This is a genomic window from Pseudomonas sp. GNP013 (assembly GCF_054343995.1).
Map to the genome: position 1 here is coordinate 4,163,491 of NZ_JBTGUT010000001.1, position 17,672 is coordinate 4,181,162.

The following is a 17,672-nucleotide window of genomic DNA, read 5'->3' on the forward strand; positions in this document are numbered from 1 at the left end:
TCTTACGACCCCGTGCCACCCACGGTGATCGCATCAATCTTCAGCGTTGGCTGGCCGACACCCACCGGCACCGACTGCCCATCCTTGCCGCATGTGCCCACGCCGCTGTCCAGCGACAGGTCGTTACCGACCATCGACACCTTGCTCATCGCTTCCGGACCGTTGCCAATCAAGGTCGCCCCTTTGACCGGCGCGGTGATCTTGCCGTCTTCGATCAGGTACGCCTCGCTGGTGGAAAACACGAACTTGCCGCTGGTGATATCAACCTGGCCGCCGCCGAGATTGGCGCAATAGATCCCGCGCTTGACCGACGCAATGATTTCCGCCGGGTCGCTTTCGCCGCCGAGCATGTAGGTGTTGGTCATGCGCGGCATCGGCAGGTGAGCGTAGGACTCGCGACGACCGTTACCGGTACGCGCCACGCCCATCAGGCGGGCATTGAGCTTGTCCTGCATGTAGCCCTTGAGCACGCCGTTCTCGATCAGGGTGGTGCACTCGGTCGGCGTGCCTTCATCGTCCACCGTCAACGAGCCACGACGGCCGGCCAGCGTGCCGTCATCAACAATCGTGCACAGTTTGGACGCAACCATTTCGCCCATGCGCCCGCTATAGGCCGAACTGCCCTTGCGGTTGAAGTCACCTTCCAGGCCATGGCCCACCGCTTCGTGAAGCAGCACACCGGACCAACCGGACCCCAGCACCACCGGCAACGTGCCCGCAGGCGCCGGAATGGCTTCCAGGTTGACCAGCGCCTGGCGCAGCGCTTCGCGGGCGTACCCCATGGCGCGGTCGTCGGCGAGGAAATACCGGTAGTCGGTGCGCCCGCCGCCGCCATGCCCTCCGCGTTCGCGGCGGCCGTTCTGTTCGACGATCACGCTGACATTGAAACGCACCAGTGGGCGCACATCCGCTGCCAGGCTGCCGTCAGTGGACGCCACCAGGATGCGCTCCCACACCCCGGCCATGCTTACGGTGACTCGCTGGATTCGCGGGTCCAGCGCACGGGTGGCGGCGTCGATGCGCTTGAGCAGCTCGACCTTTTCCGCACGGCTGATCACTTCGAGCGGGTTATCCGGGCCGTACAACTGGGCGACATCCCGGGTGCTGAACGCCTGCACTGTGCCATTCTGGCCGGCGCGGGAGATCGAACGCGCGGCACGCGCAGCCTGGCCCAGCGCTTCGAGGGTGATCGCGTTGCTGTAGGCAAACCCGGTCTTTTCGCCCGATTGCGCACGCACGCCCACGCCCTGGTCGAGGTTGAAACTGCCTTCCTTGACGATGCCGTCTTCCAGCGACCAGGACTCGGAAATCTGCCCCTGAAAATACAGGTCGGCCGCATCGATACCTGGCCCGGCCAGGTCACCGAGCACGGTTTGCAAGCTTTCGATGGTCACGCCACCGGGTGCCAGGAGGTGTTCACTGACTGAGGACAACAACTCGCTCATAGGTTTGGCCTTAAATTCATCGTTCTGAAGCAGGTCGCTGCGCGCCCTGCGAGAAAAAGCGCCGGTGATTCACCACCGGCATGCGCGCCCGTATCGACGCCTGTTCCGTGCTGTCGCGTGCGGCCAGCAACACCGCTTCGCCTTGGTCCTGTTGCGCCAGCACGCGACCCCAAGGGTCAACGATGGCGGCATGTCCGTGAGTGTCTCTTGGGCCCGGGTGCACGCCGCCCTGAACCGCCGCCAGCACATAGCACTGGGTTTCGATGGCCCGCGCGCGGATCAGCACGTCCCAATGCGCAGCGCCGGTGACCGCCGTAAAGGCCGAGGGCGCGCTGATCAGCTCAGCGCCCGCCGCACGCAACTCGCTGTACAACTCCGGGAAGCGCAGGTCGTAACACACCGTCAGGCCCAGTCGCCCGACGGGGGTGTCCGCCACTATTACAGTGCTGCCAAAAGCATAGTCGTCGGATTCACGATAGCGACCCCGGGCATCCGCCACGTCGACGTCGAACAGGTGCAGTTTGTCGTAACGGGCAACCACCTCACCGCGATCATCGATCAGCAGCGAGCAGGCAGTGGACTTGGCATTCGGTTGATCCCTGGGCGGCAACGGCAATGTGCCGGCCACTATCCATAAGGTGAGGTCGCGGGCGGCCTGTTTCAACCATGGCAGGATCGGGCCTTCGCCCAAGGCTTCGGCTCGGCCGATATCGGCCACGTCGCGGCGGCCCATGGCGGCGAAGTTTTCCGGCAGCACCGCCAGCCGGGCACCGCCTTGGGCGGCCTGCTCCAGCAGGCGCCGGGCCTCGGCCAGGTTGGCCAGCACGTCGCTCTGGCTGACCATCTGAATTACCGCAAACGTCATGGCCGATACTCCATAAAAGAATAGCCACAGGCTACTCCATCAAGTCTCACTTGGCCTTTTCGAAAGGCTTGTCGAAGGTAATCTTCGGATCCTTCCACGGCCCTTGCACGGTGTATTGCACGCTGGCGAAGCGCGAAACGCGGTCACCGATCAGCTTGTCGATCAGAAACAGCGCACCACCGATGGCTGGCGCGCCGACAATCAGTGCCGCAATCGGCAGGTTGTTGGTCACCGGCAGGGTCACCAGCAGCTTGGCATCCACGCGGTCGGCCACCAGGTCCAGGGTGCCATTGAGTTCAAGGTTGGTCGAAGGCCCGGTCATGGTGATCGGCTCTCGCGTTACAAACACGCCATCACTGGCCGCCAGCAGGCCTTTGACCCGGTCATAGCTCAAGCCCTTGCCGAGCAGGTCGGAGAAGTCCAGGCGCAGGCGACGACCGATGGAGTTGAAGTTGAGCAGCCCAAACACGCGCAACGCCTGGGCACCGCCCTCGACTTCGACAAATTGACCCTGGCGGAAATCGGCATCGAGCATGCCGGAGAACCGCTTTGGCCCGACCCACGCCGGCGAACCCGGCCAGCGGCCGTCCACATCGAGGTGAAACTCCTGACTGGTCACGGTAGGCGCAAAGCCCCAGCCCTTGAGCACATCGGCGATATTCTTGCCGTCCAGGCGCCCTTTGTACCAACTGCTGCTGTCGCCGGCCGTGCCTTCCCAACCGCCCGCGCCCTTGAGCTGCAAGCCCTTGAGGCCCAGGTCCAGGCTGTTGAAGGCCAGGCCCTTGGCCGTCGGCCGAATTTTCAGCGACCACGCACCGATCAGGTCCGGGCCCTGCAACAACTGCTCGATGTTGATATCCAGCGCGGGAATGTCCTTGGGGTCGATGTCGGCCAGCGGGTCCGGCGCGTTTTCATCCGCCTGCACGGTCGGGTCAACCGCAGGCAGTTTTACGTACTGCAGGTTGATCGCGATGGGCGCGCCCTTCGCATCCGGCAGGTTCACCGAGCCTTTGGCCTGCTGGCTGTCGAGTTGCAGGCCCCAGGCCGCCGGTTTGCGGTCCAGCAGCAGGCTGACCTGATCGAACTGCTTGCCAAAGCCTGTCAGCTTGCCGACCTTGAAATCCGCGCCACTGAGCAGTTGCTTGGCGCTGCCACCCGGGTCATTACCGGCGTAACGGCCAACCAGTTTCTTCCACGGATCGATATCCAGCTCCGACAGCACGCCGCGAATGCGCAGGCCTTTCGCACCCGGCAGCACTGCATCGCCATCACCGAGGAACAACTCGCCGCGCCCCTCATTGAAGTTGTCCGGGGGTGCGGCAAAGGTGAAGTTCGCCAGCTCCCCGTAATCAAACCAGTAACGCCGTTCGGCGCCCTGCAGGGTCATGCGGAACGTGCTGTCTCGGCCCTGGCTCGCTGGCATGCCAAACGGCGCCGGCAGATCCACCGCCACACCCTTGAGGTCGGAATTGACCATCAACTGACTGTCTGCGCCATTAAGGATGACTTGTAACTGGTAGGGGATATCGCCGGATACGGGCAGCGGCTGGGTAACGTTCAGCCAGTCAGTCAGCCGCTTGACCGTGACCTGACCCTTGGCGACCACGCGGGTGCTGATAGCACCCGGCCTGCCTTCGGCGAAGATCTGCGCGCTGATGGGCCGATCGAACGCCTGGGCGCTGATTTGATCGCCGCTCAAGCCCTTGGCACTGTCGAAACGGAAATTCCCCTTCAGTTGGTTGAGGTCCAGGGTCGGATCGGCCAACTGCAGGCGGGCCTTGTCGGTCTGGAAGTCCACCACGATCTTCGGCTCGGTGCCTTTGGCCAGTGGCACATCCAGGTCCAGCTTGCCTTGCAGGTCGCCCTCGCCTTTCCATCCGGCAAAGGTCGACGCCGTACCAATCGGCGCTTCCTGCAAAATTTTCAGGCCATCGCCCAGGCCGCCGGAAAAACCACCGGTCAACAGCAGGTGGCTGTCCTTGCCCGCAGGGGCATGGGGAATATTGACGTAGACGTCCTTGACCTTTGTGTCGAGCAACTGGCCCTTGCTGGCCAGAATGCGCACGCCGCTTTCCTCGACGAACACCTCGCCGTTGACCTTGCTGACATGAGGCCAGCCCGGCTGGAACGCCAGCTCGGCGTCATGCACCTTGAAGAACAGACTGATGTTGCGCGAAGCCGGCAACGCGTTATGGTTCAACGACCCCTGATACTGGAAGAAACCCTGGTCGACCGCGCCTTTGAGAATCGCAGTGCGCAGCCACTCATCCAGAGCCGGGCTCAGCACCGCCGGCAAGTACTTGGGCGTAAAGCGCCCATCGCCATCGACCATGCCCACCCGCAGGTCCATGTAGTCTTCCTGGCTATGATCGAAATGCAGGCGAATCAGGAAGTCGGCGGCCACCTTGCCTTCTTCGCCCAGCACCTTGATATACGGGGCGATCAGGGTGAAGCCTTGTTTATCCAGCTTCCAGGTCAGCCGCGCATTGGCCTGGATGTATTGCCAGGGCTTGGCGAAGATCGGGTCCAGGTGCAGGGAAAAATCCTTGCTGTCCATGCGCAACTCGCCCTGGCCCAGGTCGCCGCTGATGCTGCCGGACACGTTGCGCGCCGCCGGCGCGCCGGAATAGGCATCGAAACCCACGCGCTCAAGATTGGCGGCGAAGCTGAGTTTCTGGTCGGTGCTGTCCTCCGGGCGGAAATCCACCAGCACATTGCGCAGCAGGCCGGTGGCCTTGAGGTGTGCGATGGTTTTGGCGAAGCCTTCAGGCAGCGGCGCCAGGGCATTCAACAGGGGAGTAATCGGGGTCAGGTCCACACGATCGGCCTGCAACTTCCAAGTTTCCGGAGCCTTGTCGGTCGCCAGCGCCTGCTGCAATTGCAGGCGCGATTCCCAGCGGTTGTCGCCGAGGTTCATCGCCAGCGAATCAAACAGCACCTTAAGGCCTGTGTCACTGCGCTGCAGGTACGCCGTCAGGGCAAAATTCTCGATATGCACCGGCTTGCGCCCGGCATAACTGCCTTTTATCTCGGGAGCGTTGAGACGCGCCGCAGCGCTTTGCACGGTGCCCTTGGCCCAGGTCAGCCAAAATTCTCCGCCGGACTTGAACTCGCTGAGTGTCCATTGCTGAGTGAGGCGGGCGGGAATCCACTTGGCCCAATCGCTCTGGGGCAGGCTCAGGTAAGCCTGGACTTCGCCGTCCTGCCATTGGCTGGCACGGATGCGCGTGCGCAGGTTGAGGGCCAGCGGCTGGCCATCGGGAAGGGTCAGGCGCGCATCCAGGCGTTGGCGATCGGTGCCGGTGTGCAGGCTCAGGCCAACGTAGGTGAGGGTCGCCGGCGCCTGATCGAAGGGTTGCAGGGTGACCTGGCTGTCGAGCACCGACACCCGCTTGACCCGCTGCATGCGCTCGAGCAACTGCTGCGGGTCCAGCGGCTGGTCGTCCGGCAGCGGCAAGCCCTGCAGGGCCCAGTGGCCATCCTTGTCTTCCTTGACGCTCAATTGCAGGCCGCTGACTTGCAGGTGGGCAAGGTGCACTTCACGGGCAATCAGGCTGGCCCAGATATCCGGCACCACTTCGACCTGGTCCAGGCGCAAGGCGCTGTTGCCCTCGCCGACCATCACATCGTGAGCCAGCAACACGGGAGCAAAGCCGCTCCAGCGCCCTTCCAGGCTGCCGATACGCAGGGGCATGCCCACCGCCGACTGGGCCTTGGCCTCGATCTCGGCACGGTATTCGGCCACCAACGGGGTCAATTCACGCCCCAGGCTCACGTACACCGCCGCCAAGACCAGCAGCAGCGCACACAGGCCCAGGCCCCAGCGGGTCAAAGCGGCAAAAAAGCGTATCAGACGCTCCATGTCAGGCGACCCTCAAAGCGGTGGGCGGACGGCAGAGCAAGGTCTGCAGGGCTCGAAGAAAACAAGCGATTGGGGATCAGAGCAGCACCACGTCGTATTGTTCCTGGGAATACATGGTTTCGACCTGGAAGCGAATCGTGCGCCCGATAAACACCTCCAGCTCAGCGACGTTGCCGGACTCTTCGTCCAGCAGCCGATCGACCACTTTCTGGTTAGCCAGCACTCTATAACCTTCAGCCTGGTAGGCCCGTGCCTCGCGCAGGATTTCCCGGAAAATCTCGTAGCAAACCGTTTCCGGGGTTTTCAATTTTCCGCGCCCCTGGCAACTGCTGCAGGGTTCGCACAACACCTGTTCGAGACTTTCGCGGGTGCGTTTGCGGGTCATCTGCACCAGGCCCAGCACGGTGATGCCGATGATGTTGGTCTTGGCGTGATCACGCTCCAATTGCTTCTCAAGGGTGCGCAACACCTGGCGTTGGTGCTCTTCATCTTCCATGTCGATGAAGTCGATGATGATGATCCCGCCCAGGTTGCGCAGGCGCAGCTGGCGGGCAATCGCGGTGGCCGCTTCAAGGTTGGTCTTGAAGATGGTCTCTTCCAGGTTGCGATGGCCGACAAAGGCCCCCGTGTTGACGTCGATGGTGGTCATGGCTTCCGCCGGGTCCACCACCAGATAGCCGCCGGACTTGAGCGGCACCTTGCGCTCAAGGGCTTTCTGGATCTCGTCTTCGACGCCATACAGGTCGAAGATTGGCCGCTCGCCAGGGTAATGCTCCAGGCGGTCGGCAATTTCCGGCATCAGTTCGGCGACAAATTGGGTGGTGCGCTGGAAGGTTTCGCGCGAGTCGATGCGAATTTTTTCGATTTTCGGGCTGACCAGGTCGCGCAGGGTACGCAGCGCCAGGCCGAGGTCTTCATAGATGACGCTGGGCGCGCCGATGGTCTTGATCTGCTCGCCGATCTGGTCCCACAGACGCCGCAGGTAGCGGATGTCCATGAGGATTTCATCGGCACCGGCGCCCTCGGCGGCGGTGCGCAGGATGAAGCCGCCGGCTTCCTTGATGCCTTCGGCCGCCACGCAGTCGCTGACCACTTTTTTCAGGCGTTCGCGCTCGCCTTCGTCTTCGATCTTCAAGGAAATGCCGACATGGGCGGTACGCGGCATGTACACCAGATAACGCGAAGGAATCGACAGCTGTGTCGTCAGCCGCGCGCCTTTGGAGCCGATGGGGTCCTTGGTGACTTGCACCACCAGGCTCTGCCCTTCATGCACCAGGGCACTGATGCTCTCCACCGCGGGCCCTTCGCGCAGAGAAATCTCCGACGCGTGAATAAATGCCGCCCGGTCCAGGCCGATGTCGATAAACGCCGCCTGCATCCCCGGCAGCACGCGCACCACCTTGCCTTTATAGATGTTGCCGACGATCCCGCGCTTCTGGGTGCGCTCGACATGCACTTCTTGCAGAACACCGTTCTCTACCACTGCCACGCGCGATTCCATCGGCGTGATATTGATCAGAATCTCTTCACTCATGGCTGGGTCTCGTTCTGGCGTTTTCACAATAGTGACCGATCGCTCAAGGCTTGGCGCTGTAATACGGCGTTCAGCGCACGGTAAGGTTTTGCCAACAGGGTATGCCGAATCGGCTAAGCAGTTGCGCGGTTTCGCACACCGGCAGCCCGACCACGGCGGAATAGCTGCCATTGAGCCCGGCAACAAACACCGACCCCAGCCCCTGGATAGCATAGCCACCCGCCTTGTCCCGGGGTTCGCCACTGTGCCAGTAGGCGGTGGCCTCTTCGACGCCAATCTCGCGAAAACGTACACGGCTGCTGACGCATAGGGTTTCGCAGCGCTGACCCTCCGTCAGGGCAACGGCGGTCAGCACCTCGTGTTCATTTCCCGCGAGGGCCATCAACATCGCCAGGGCATCGGCCTGGTCCACGGGTTTGCCGAGAATCCGGCCATCGACAATCACCGCCGTGTCAGCCCCCAGCACACAGGCATTGAAGGGTGTTTCAAGCACGGCGAAACCCGCCGTTGCCTTGCCGCGCGCAAGACGCTCGACGTAGGAAACGGGTGATTCATTGGTAAGAGGTGTTTCGTCAATGGCGGCGCTGACCACAGTGAAGGGCACACCGATCTGGGTCAGCAGTTCACGCCGTCGGGGAGAACCCGAGGCCAGATAAAGCGAATTCATTGCAGACTCTCCCTGTGGGGTTCGATAACCAGGCAGAGCCTCGCAATCCATTCAATTGATTTTGTAGCGGCGACGCAGACCACGCAGGCCAAAACTGACCCAGGGCCACAACAGCGCACTGACCAGGGCCGGCAATACCAGCGCCAGCGTTGGCTGGCGGTTGCCGGTCAAGGCGCTGAGCCAGAGTTGCACCAACTGCGCCAGGCCGAAGATCACCAGAATCACCAGGCACTGCTGCCACATCGGGAACATGCGCAAACGCTGCTGCAACGACAGCACCAGAAAAGTAATCAGGGTCAGGATCAGCGCGTTCTGGCCAAGCAAGGTGCCATAGAGCACATCTTCCGCCAAGCCCAGGAACATCGCAGTGACCATGCCCACCCTGTGCGGCAGGTGCAACGCCCAGAACGCCATCAGCAAGGCCAGCCACAACGGGCGCAGGATCTCCATGAACTGCGGCAGCGGCGATACGCTGAGCAGCAAGCCGACGGCGAACGTCAGCCACACCACCCAACCATTGCGCGAATGAGTACTGGCCATTATTCCTCCCTCTGTCGCGTAGTGGTCGCAGCGCCGGCAGGCGGCTTCGCGGCAGGCGTGGTGCTGGCTGCCGGTTTGGCCGGACGAGTGCTGTGCGTGGCGGGCTTGGCGGGTGTCGCCACAGGCGCCGCTGCAGGAAGATTTGCCGGCGCCGGTGGCCCTACAAAGGCCGGTTTGGGCACGATGGCGGGCGTGACCGGCAGGGTGCCGTTGCGCTTGTCTTCCGCTTCCTGGGCCTGCGCGGCATCGTTGGCGCGCTCTTCCGGGGTGCGGTTATCGCTGAACACCAGCAGCAGGTAACGGCTGCGGTTCAGGGCGGCAGTCGGCACGGCACGCACAATGGCGAACGGCTGACCGGAATCGTGGATCACTTCCTTGACCGTCGCCACCGGGTAACCCGCTGGGAACCGCTGGCCAAGACCGGAGCTGACCAGCAGGTCGCCCTCCTTGATATCGGCGGTGTCAGCCACGTGACGCAACTCCAGGCGCTCGGGATTGCCGGTGCCGCTGGCAATCGCACGCAGGCCGTTGCGGTTGACCTGCACCGGAATACTGTGGGTGGTGTCGGTGAGCAACAGGACGCGGGAGGTGTAGGGCATCAACTCGACCACCTGCCCCATCAGGCCACGGGCATCGAGCACCGGCTGGCCGAGCACCACACCGTCGCGCTCACCCTTGTTGATGATGATGCGATGGGTGAAGGGGTTGGGATCCATGCCGATCAGCTCGGCCACTTCGACCTTCTCGTTGACCAACGCGGAAGAATTGAGCAACTCGCGCAGCCGAACGTTCTGCTCAGTGAGGGCCGCCAGCTTTTGCATGCGTCCCTGCAGCAGCAGGTTTTCAGTCTTGAGTTTTTCGTTTTCGGCGACAAGCTCGGTGCGGCTGCCGAACTGGCTTGCCACCCCCTGATAAAGCCGTTGCGGCAGGTCGGTGATCCAGTAGGTCTGCATCAACACCAGCGACATTTGACTGCGCACGGGCTTGAGCAGCGCAAAGCGGGCGTCGACCACCATCAGCGCGACCGAAAGCACGACCAGCACCAGCAAGCGCACGCCCAATGAGGGGCCTTTGGCGAAAAGCGGTTTAATAGGCCGCTCCTCCCGGGCAAATGTTCTCTTTATTCATACGGCATCAAACCGGCCTGGATGCAGATTGAAGAAGATAAACGCCGACAGGCAGCACTGCAAAGTGCTGCCTGCGGGCGAAGCATGGCGCAACCAGCCGATCTTATTCGCTGGAGAGCAGGTCCATGGTGTGTTTATCCATCATTTCCAGTGCACGACCACCGCCACGGGCAACGCAGGTCAGCGGGTCTTCGGCGACGATCACCGGCAGGCCGGTTTCCTGGGCCAGCAGCTTGTCGAGGTCACGCAGCAAGGCGCCACCACCGGTCAGTACCAGGCCGCGCTCGGCGATATCGGAAGCCAGCTCCGGTGGCGATTGCTCCAGCGCACTTTTCACTGCCTGAACGATGGTGGCCAGGGACTCTTGCAGCGCTTCCAGCACTTCATTGGAGTTCAGGGTGAAGGCGCGTGGCACGCCTTCGGCCAGGTTGCGACCGCGAACATCGACTTCGCGCACTTCGCCGCCTGGGTAGGCCGTACCGATTTCCTGCTTGATACGCTCGGCGGTGGATTCGCCGATCAGGCTGCCGTAGTTACGACGCACATAAGTGATGATCGCTTCGTCGAAGCGGTCGCCGCCCACGCGCACGGATTCGGCATATACCACACCGTTCAGGGAGATGAGGGCGATTTCGGTGGTACCGCCACCGATATCCACCACCATCGAACCGCGTGCTTCCTCCACCGGCAGGCCGGCACCGATTGCAGCGGCCATCGGCTCTTCGATCAGGAACACTTCGCGGGCACCGGCACCCAGGGCCGATTCACGGATGGCACGGCGCTCCACCTGCGTGGATTTGCACGGAACACAGATCAGCACACGAGGGCTGGGCTGCAGGAAACTGTTTTCGTGAACCTTGTTGATGAAGTACTGCAGCATCTTCTCGCAGACGCTGAAGTCGGCAATCACGCCGTCCTTCATCGGACGAATGGCAGCAATATTGCCAGGTGTTCGGCCGAGCATGCGCTTGGCCTCGGTGCCGACGGCAACGACACTTTTCTGATTACCATGGGTCCGAATGGCCACAACTGATGGCTCATTCAGAACGATACCGCGCTCGCGCACGTAAATAAGGGTGTTGGCAGTGCCCAGGTCAATGGAAAGATCGCTGGAAAACATGCCACGCAGTTTCTTGAACATGGGGAAAGGACCCTAGGCAACGCGTGGGTAAAAAAGTGCGGCAAACTCTAACAACGACAGGGATTTTGGGCAAGGCGCCAATGTGCTAAATTGGCCGACTTTCTGTGCACCAACCCCCACAATCGCGGCCTTATGACCGTAGAAATGCGGTAGTGTTCCGACAATCTAACACACGGATGCCCTCCGTTCTGTTTTCCACTGGAGAAACCCATGGCGCTTGAACGCTCCGACGTGGAAAAAATCGCGCATCTGGCCTCGCTTGGCCTGAATGACGCCGATCTTCCACAGACCACCGCAGCCCTGAACAGCATTCTCGGGCTGGTCGACCAGATGCAGGCCGTCAATACCGACGGCATCGAGCCCCTGGCTCACCCGCTGGAAGCCAGCCAGCGCCTGCGCGCAGACGTCGTGACCGAACGCGATAATCGCGAGGCCTACCAGTCCATCGCGCCAGCGGTCGAAAACGGCCTGTATCTGGTTCCGAAAGTCATCGACTAAAGGGAAAGAGCCTTTCATGCATCACATGACTCTGGCCGAGATCGCCCGCGGTCTCGCCGAAAAAAAGTTTTCTTCTGAAGAATTGACCAAAACCCTGCTGGCGCGCATCGCCGAGCTCGACCCCAAGGTCAACAGCTTCATCAGCCTCACCGAGGAACTGGCCCTGAGCCAGGCCAAGGCTGCCGACGTGCGTCGCGCCAACGGTGAAAACGGCGCACTGCTGGGCGCTCCAATCGCCCACAAAGACCTGTTCTGCACCCAGGGCATACGCACCAGTTGCGGCTCGAAGATGCTCGACAACTTTAAAGCCCCCTACGACGCCACTGTGGTGTCCAAACTCGCCGCCGCCGGGGCCGTGACCCTGGGCAAGACCAACATGGACGAATTCGCCATGGGTTCGGCCAACGAGTCGAGCTACTACGGGGCAGTGAAAAACCCGTGGAACCTGGAACACGTGCCCGGCGGCTCGTCCGGAGGTTCGGCCGCTGCCGTTGCCGCGCGCCTGCTGCCGGCCGCCACGGCCACCGACACCGGTGGTTCGATCCGCCAGCCCGCCGCCTTCACCAACCTTACCGGCCTGAAGCCGACCTACGGTCGCGTGTCGCGCTGGGGCATGATCGCCTACGCGTCGAGTCTCGATCAGGGCGGCCCGTTGGCCCGCACTGCAGAAGACTGCGCAATATTGTTGCAAGGTATGGCCGGCTTCGATGCACAGGACTCCACCAGCATCGATGAACCGGTGCCGGACTACAGCGCCAGCCTCAACACCTCGCTCAAGGGCCTGCGCATCGGCGTGCCGAAGGAATACTTCAGCGCCGGCCTCGACCCGCGTATCGCCGAACGTGTGCACAACAGCGTCAAGACGCTGGAAGGCCTCGGCGCCGTGATCAAGGAAATCAGCCTGCCGAACAACCAGCATGCGATTCCCGCCTACTACGTGATCGCGCCGGCCGAAGCGTCCTCCAACCTGTCGCGCTTCGACGGCGTGCGCTTCGGCTACCGCTGCGAAAACCCCAAAGATCTTTCCGATTTGTACAAACGCTCCCGTGGCGAAGGCTTCGGCGCCGAAGTACAGCGGCGCATCATGGTCGGCGCCTACGCGCTGTCGGCCGGCTACTACGACGCGTACTACCTCAAGGCGCAAAAAATCCGTCGCCTGATCAAGAACGACTTCATGGCGGCCTTTGAAGAAGTCGACGTGATCCTCGGCCCTACCACGCCGAACCCGGCGTGGAAGATCGGTGCCAAGACCGGCGATCCGATTGCCGAGTACCTCGAAGACCTCTACACCATCACCGCCAACCTCGCAGGCCTGCCGGGCTTGTCCATGCCGGCCGGTTTCGTTGACGGTCTGCCGGTGGGCGTGCAATTGCTCGCGCCGTATTTCCAGGAAGGCCGCCTGCTCAATGTGGCGCACCAGTACCAGTTGAACACTGACTGGCACACTCGCACCCCAACCGGCTTCTGAGGAGAACACTATGCAATGGGAAGTCGTGATCGGGCTGGAGATTCATACCCAGCTCGCCACCCAATCGAAGATTTTCTCCGGCAGCGCCACCACGTTCGGCGCAGGGCCTAATACCCAGGCCAGCCTCGTCGACCTGGGCATGCCTGGCGTGCTGCCGGTGCTGAACCAGGAAGCGGTGCGCATGGCGGTAATGTTCGGCCTGGCGATTGACGCCGAAATCGGCCAGCACAACGTGTTCGCGCGCAAGAACTACTTCTACCCGGACCTGCCCAAGGGCTATCAGATCAGCCAGATGGAATTGCCGATCGTCGGCAAGGGCTACCTGGACATCCCGCTGGAAGACGGCACCATCAAGCGCGTCGGCGTGACCCGTGCGCACCTGGAAGAAGATGCCGGCAAGAGCTTGCATGAAGAATTCAACGGCGCCACCGGCATCGACCTGAACCGCGCTGGCACGCCGCTGCTGGAAATCGTCTCCGAGCCGGACATGCGCAGCGCCAAGGAAGCCGTGGCCTACGTCAAGACGATCCACGCGCTGGTGCGTTACCTCGGCATCTGCGACGGTAACATGGCCGAAGGCTCCCTGCGTTGCGACTGCAACGTGTCGGTGCGGCCAAAAGGCCAGACCGAGTACGGCACACGCTGCGAGATCAAGAACGTCAACTCGTTCCGCTTCATCGAAAAGGCGATCAACACCGAAGTGCGTCGCCAGATCGAACTGATCGAGGACGGCGGCAAGGTCATCCAGCAGACCCGCCTGTACGACCCGAACAAAGACGAGACCCGCGCCATGCGCAGCAAGGAGGAAGCCAACGACTACCGTTACTTCCCCGACCCGGACCTGTTGCCGGTAGTGCTTGAGGATTCGTTCCTCAACGACATCCGCGCCACCCTGCCGGAATTGCCACCGCAAAAACGCGAGCGCTTCCAGGCGCAGTTCGGCCTGTCGGTCTACGATGCCAGCGTGCTGGCGTCGAGCCGCGAGCAGGCCGACTACTTTGAAAAGGTCGTGAGCATTGCCGGTGACGCCAAGCTTGCGGCCAACTGGGTCATGGTCGAGCTGGGCAGCCTGCTGAACAAACAAGGCCTGGAAATCGACGAAGCGCCGGTCTCGGCCGCGCAACTGGGCGGCATGCTGCTGCGCATCAAGGACAACACCATCTCCGGCAAGATTGCCAAGACGGTGTTCGAAGCGATGGCGGCAGGCGAAGGCAACGCTGACGAGATCATCGAGAAGCGCGGCCTCAAGCAAGTCACCGACAGCGGCGCCATCTCCGCCGTGCTCGATGAAATGCTCGCGGCCAATGCCGAACAGGTCGAACAATACCGCGCGGCCGATGAAGCCAAGCGCGGCAAGATGTTCGGCTTCTTTGTCGGCCAGGCGATGAAAGCGTCCAAAGGCAAGGCCAACCCGCAACAGGTGAACGAGCTGCTCAAAAGCAAGCTCGAAGGCTGATAGCGGTGACGGGGCCGGGCGGATTTCACACCCCACTCGGACCCTTTGTGGAATCGGCCCCATGTGGGAGGGGGCTTGCTCCCGGTAGCGGTGTATCAGCTTGCACACCTGTGTCTGACACACCGCTATCGGGAGCAAGCCCCTCCCACATCAGCCCTCTTTTTCCACAGTTGATACGGGGGTAACGTCGAACATGAAGCGTCTACTCGGTCTCCTGGCCCTGTCTTCCCTGCTGGGCGGTTGCGCCAGCGGTCTCATCGACCCCAATGGCTACGACGAAACCGGCACCGCCTCCTATTACGGCGCCAAACACCATGGCAACCGCACCGCCAGCGGTGAACCCTTCAACCAGAACGCCCTGACTGCCGCCCATCGGCGCCTGCCCTTCGGCACGCAGGTCAAGGTGACCAATCTCGACAATAACCGCTCGGTGATCGTGCGCATCAATGATCGCGGTCCGCATTCACGTGGGCGCCTGATCGACCTTTCACGCCAGGCGGCCGCACAATTGGGCATGCTGAGCCGCGGCACTGCGCGGGTTCGCGTGCAGGCCATGAGCAACTGAAGAAGGAGCACAGGCCATTTTCGCACTAAAAGCCCTCTCGCCCTGGAGCCTGCTCGAACTGTTCAGCGGCCTGCTACTGCTGATCGTCGGCGCCGAAGTCCTGGTGCGCGCCGCCGTGCGCCTGGCCGCCAGCCTCAAGGTGCGACCGCTGATCATCGGCCTGACCATCGTCGCCTTCGGCAGCAGCGCGCCGCAGATGACCGTCAGCCTGCAGGCCACCCTCGCCGGCAATACCGATATCGCCGTGGGCAGCGTGATCGGCAGCAGCATCTTCAACGTCCTCGTCACCCTGGGCCTCGCGGCCCTGATCATTCCGCTGCGGGTGTCGCGCCAGTTGGTACGCCTGGACATCCCGGTGATGATCATCGCCGCGCTGCTGGTGTTTACCCTGGCGGCCAATGAGGAACTGACACCCCTCGACGGCCTGCTATTGCTGATCGCGCTGCTGGCCTACCTCGGCGTGCTGCATTACCAGACGCGCCATTCACGGCGCCCGCGCACTCTCGACACGGTGGCCCGGGCGCCATGGCTGAGCAGTGTGATACGCATCGTTGGCGGGCTGCTGGTGCTGGTACTGGCCGGGCACCTGCTGCTTGGCGCGGCAGTGGACGTGGCGAGCGACCTGGGCCTGTCGGAGCGTATCGTCGGGCTGACGCTGATTGGCGTCGGCACTTCCCTGCCGTGCCTGGCGACGTCGCTGATCGCCGCCCTGCGCGGCGAGCGCGAGATTGCCGTGGGCAACGTGATCGGCAGCAACCTGTTCAACCTGCTCGGCGTGCTGGGGCTCACCGCCCTGCTCGCGCCGACGCCACTGTCGGTGTCGCCCAATGCCGTGGACTTCGACCTGCCGGTGATGCTCGGCGTGGTGGTGCTGTGCCTGCCAGTGTTCTACAGCGGCTACCGCGTGACCCGCGCCGAAGGCCTGGTGATGCTGGGCCTGTACCTGGCGTATGGGCTGCATGTGATGGCATTTACTACGGGCATGCCCCTGGCCGGCAAGCTTGAACACCTGATGCTGTATTACGTCCTGCCGGCGCTGGTGGCTTTTCTGTTGTTCAGCACGCTGCGCGCCTGGCGCCGCCAACACAAGAGGGAACCGCAATGACCGATCAGAAGAAACCCGGCGTAGCCATGCGTCGCCAGGTGATGGGCGATGTGTTCGTCGACCGCGCCCTGGGCAATGCCACTGAATTCACCCAGCCGTTGCAGGACTTCGTCAACGACCATGCCTGGGGCAGTGTATGGAACCGCGAGGGGTTACCGCTCAAGACCCGCAGCCTGATTACCCTCGCCGCCCTCACCGCGCTCAAGTGCCCGCAGGAACTCAAGGGCCACGTGCGCGGGGCGTTGAACAATGGCTGTACGGTGGAAGAGATTCGCGAGGCGCTGCTGCATTGCGCGGTGTATGCGGGGGTGCCGGCGGCGATTGATGCATTCCGGGCGGCGCAGGAGGTGATTGAGGTGTATCAGGCTGAGCAGCGGTGATCTTCAGATAGCTATCGCAGGCAAGCCCACCGCAACCTCAGATCCACCCACCCGCCTGCAACACGAAAATCCCGATATTGGTGGTCACCGCCGCCATCAGCGTGGTGATCACGATAATCGCCGCCGCCAGCTCGTGATTACCCTCGGCCGCGCGGGCCATCACATAACTGGCTGCGGCGGTGGGCGCACCGAAGTACAGAAACAGAATCCCCAGTTCGGGCCCGCGAAAGCCCAGCAGCCAGGCCCCAAGGGTGGCGACGATCGGCAGCCAGACCATCTTCATCAGGCTCGCACTGAGCGCCATGTTGCCACTCTTGCGCAGCGCCGCCAGGGACAAGGTGCCACCGATGCAGATCAGCGCCAACGGCAGCGTGGTGTCGGCCAGGTACTGCATGGACTTTTCCAGCCAACCGGGCACGCCGAGCTGGAAGTAGGCGAACGGCGCGGCGACGAACACGCTGATGATCAGCGGATTGGCCAGCACACTCTTGCAGATGCTCCACGGGTCGGACTTGATCACCGGGCTGTACACCGCCAGCACGATGGTCGACAGCGTGTTGTAGAGCAGGATCACCAGCGCCGCGAGGACGGCGCCCAGGGAGATGCCGTAGTCGCCGTACATGCTGGCGGCCAGCGCCAGGCCGATCACCCCGTTGTTGCCGCGAAACGCGCCTTGGGCATAGATACCCCGGTCTGCCGGCTTGCAGCGAAAAATCGCCCAGCCCCAGGCCACGGCAAAACTCAGCACGGTGGCGACCGCAAAATAGATCAGCAAGCCCGGTTGGAGCGCCGCATGCAGGTCGGCGTGCAGGATGCCGAGAAACAGCAGCGCCGGCATGGTGACGTTGAACACCAGGGAGGAAGCGGTATGGATAAAGTTGTCGTTGATCCAGTTGATGCGCTTGAGCAGCACACCGAGAAACAGCATGGCAAACACCGGCGCGGTGATGGTAAGGGTGGTGAGGAAGATAGCCAGCATGCCGGGGAGAACCTTTGAGCGTCGTCAGAAGGTCAATGAT

15 protein-coding genes are annotated in these 17,672 nt (G+C 62.4%); 6 read left to right on the forward strand and 9 right to left on the reverse strand.

Features of this window, described 5'->3' with window-relative positions; all coding sequences use genetic code 11:
• Positions 1-2: 2 nt before the first annotated feature.
• The 8 genes from tldD to mreB form a co-directional block, all read right to left on the reverse strand.
• The gene (tldD, locus tag ACXX81_RS18375; RefSeq protein WP_458572163.1) at positions 3-1,445 is read right to left on the reverse strand and encodes a metalloprotease TldD; all 1,443 of its coding nucleotides are present in this window, start codon (positions 1,443-1,445) and stop codon (positions 3-5) included.
• A 16-nt stretch (positions 1,446-1,461) separates the two neighbouring features.
• On the reverse strand, positions 1,462-2,310 hold the full coding sequence (locus ACXX81_RS18380) for a carbon-nitrogen hydrolase family protein (RefSeq protein WP_458572164.1): 849 nt from the start codon (positions 2,308-2,310) through the stop codon (positions 1,462-1,464).
• Between the two features lie 46 nt (positions 2,311-2,356).
• Entirely contained in the window at positions 2,357-6,172 is a 3,816-nt protein-coding gene (locus tag ACXX81_RS18385; RefSeq protein ID WP_458572165.1) for a YhdP family protein, read from the reverse strand.
• A gap of 76 nt (positions 6,173-6,248) precedes the next feature.
• Positions 6,249-7,706: a ribonuclease G gene (rng, locus tag ACXX81_RS18390; RefSeq protein WP_209988625.1), complete on the reverse strand. Its 1,458-nt coding sequence runs from the start codon at positions 7,704-7,706 to the stop codon at positions 6,249-6,251.
• A gap of 70 nt (positions 7,707-7,776) precedes the next feature.
• A complete protein-coding gene (locus ACXX81_RS18395) occupies positions 7,777-8,373 on the reverse strand; it encodes a Maf family protein (protein ID WP_231422524.1) in 597 nt (198 codons plus the stop codon).
• 51 nt (positions 8,374-8,424) lie between these two features.
• On the reverse strand, positions 8,425-8,913 hold the full coding sequence (gene mreD, locus ACXX81_RS18400; protein ID WP_209988618.1) for a rod shape-determining protein MreD: 489 nt from the start codon (positions 8,911-8,913) through the stop codon (positions 8,425-8,427).
• Positions 8,913-10,004 carry a rod shape-determining protein MreC gene (mreC, locus tag ACXX81_RS18405; protein WP_209990667.1) on the reverse strand — a complete coding sequence of 364 codons (1,092 nt, stop codon included), beginning with the start codon at positions 10,002-10,004 and terminating at the stop codon, positions 8,913-8,915. The genes mreD and mreC overlap by 1 nt, the downstream gene beginning before the upstream one ends.
• A 139-nt stretch (positions 10,005-10,143) precedes the next feature.
• Positions 10,144-11,181 (reverse strand): rod shape-determining protein MreB, encoded by a 1,038-nt coding sequence (mreB, locus tag ACXX81_RS18410; protein WP_002555108.1) that lies wholly within the window; start codon positions 11,179-11,181, stop codon positions 10,144-10,146.
• Positions 11,182-11,391: 210 nt separating this feature from the next.
• Between mreB and gatC the strand changes: the two genes are divergently transcribed.
• The 6 genes from gatC to ACXX81_RS18440 all read left to right on the forward strand — a co-directional run bounded on the left by gatC (position 11,392) and on the right by ACXX81_RS18440 (position 16,653).
• Positions 11,392-11,679: an Asp-tRNA(Asn)/Glu-tRNA(Gln) amidotransferase subunit GatC gene (gene gatC / locus ACXX81_RS18415; RefSeq protein WP_057006884.1), complete on the forward strand. Its 288-nt coding sequence runs from the start codon at positions 11,392-11,394 to the stop codon at positions 11,677-11,679.
• A 16-nt stretch (positions 11,680-11,695) separates the two neighbouring features.
• The gene (gatA, locus tag ACXX81_RS18420) at positions 11,696-13,147 is read left to right on the forward strand and encodes an Asp-tRNA(Asn)/Glu-tRNA(Gln) amidotransferase subunit GatA (protein ID WP_231422522.1); all 1,452 of its coding nucleotides are present in this window, start codon (positions 11,696-11,698) and stop codon (positions 13,145-13,147) included.
• Positions 13,148-13,157: 10 nt separating this feature from the next.
• Positions 13,158-14,603: an Asp-tRNA(Asn)/Glu-tRNA(Gln) amidotransferase subunit GatB gene (gene gatB / locus ACXX81_RS18425; protein ID WP_322212655.1), complete on the forward strand. Its 1,446-nt coding sequence runs from the start codon at positions 13,158-13,160 to the stop codon at positions 14,601-14,603.
• Between the two features lie 193 nt (positions 14,604-14,796).
• On the forward strand, positions 14,797-15,168 hold the full coding sequence (locus ACXX81_RS18430; RefSeq protein WP_057006887.1) for a septal ring lytic transglycosylase RlpA family protein: 372 nt from the start codon (positions 14,797-14,799) through the stop codon (positions 15,166-15,168).
• A gap of 58 nt (positions 15,169-15,226) precedes the next feature.
• Complete coding sequence (locus ACXX81_RS18435) at positions 15,227-16,273, forward strand: calcium/sodium antiporter (RefSeq protein WP_322214645.1); 1,047 nt, start codon at positions 15,227-15,229, stop codon at positions 16,271-16,273.
• The gene (locus ACXX81_RS18440) at positions 16,270-16,653 is read left to right on the forward strand and encodes a carboxymuconolactone decarboxylase family protein (protein WP_209988606.1); all 384 of its coding nucleotides are present in this window, start codon (positions 16,270-16,272) and stop codon (positions 16,651-16,653) included. The genes ACXX81_RS18435 and ACXX81_RS18440 overlap by 4 nt, the downstream gene beginning before the upstream one ends.
• 37 nt (positions 16,654-16,690) lie before the next feature.
• Here the strand turns inward: ACXX81_RS18440 and ACXX81_RS18445 are convergent, their stop codons facing one another.
• Entirely contained in the window at positions 16,691-17,632 is a 942-nt protein-coding gene (locus ACXX81_RS18445; protein ID WP_209988603.1) for an AEC family transporter, read from the reverse strand.
• Positions 17,633-17,672 lie beyond the last annotated feature (40 nt).

Coding starts and splice junctions, on each gene's coding strand:
- tldD (WP_458572163.1), bottom strand. CDS start 1,445: ATGAGCGAGTTGTTGTCCTCAGTCAGTGAACACCTCCTGGCACCCGGT.
- ACXX81_RS18380 (WP_458572164.1), bottom strand. CDS start 2,310: ATGACGTTTGCGGTAATTCAGATGGTCAGCCAGAGCGACGTGCTGGCC.
- ACXX81_RS18385 (WP_458572165.1), bottom strand. CDS start 6,172: ATGGAGCGTCTGATACGCTTTTTTGCCGCTTTGACCCGCTGGGGCCTG.
- rng (WP_209988625.1), bottom strand. CDS start 7,706: ATGAGTGAAGAGATTCTGATCAATATCACGCCGATGGAATCGCGCGTG.
- ACXX81_RS18395 (WP_231422524.1), bottom strand. CDS start 8,373: ATGAATTCGCTTTATCTGGCCTCGGGTTCTCCCCGACGGCGTGAACTG.
- mreD (WP_209988618.1), bottom strand. CDS start 8,913: ATGGCCAGTACTCATTCGCGCAATGGTTGGGTGGTGTGGCTGACGTTC.
- mreB (WP_002555108.1), bottom strand. CDS start 11,181: ATGTTCAAGAAACTGCGTGGCATGTTTTCCAGCGATCTTTCCATTGAC.
- gatC (WP_057006884.1), top strand. CDS start 11,392: ATGGCGCTTGAACGCTCCGACGTGGAAAAAATCGCGCATCTGGCCTCG.
- gatA (WP_231422522.1), top strand. CDS start 11,696: ATGCATCACATGACTCTGGCCGAGATCGCCCGCGGTCTCGCCGAAAAA.
- gatB (WP_322212655.1), top strand. CDS start 13,158: ATGCAATGGGAAGTCGTGATCGGGCTGGAGATTCATACCCAGCTCGCC.
- ACXX81_RS18430 (WP_057006887.1), top strand. CDS start 14,797: ATGAAGCGTCTACTCGGTCTCCTGGCCCTGTCTTCCCTGCTGGGCGGT.
- ACXX81_RS18440 (WP_209988606.1), top strand. CDS start 16,270: ATGACCGATCAGAAGAAACCCGGCGTAGCCATGCGTCGCCAGGTGATG.
- ACXX81_RS18445 (WP_209988603.1), bottom strand. CDS start 17,632: ATGCTGGCTATCTTCCTCACCACCCTTACCATCACCGCGCCGGTGTTT.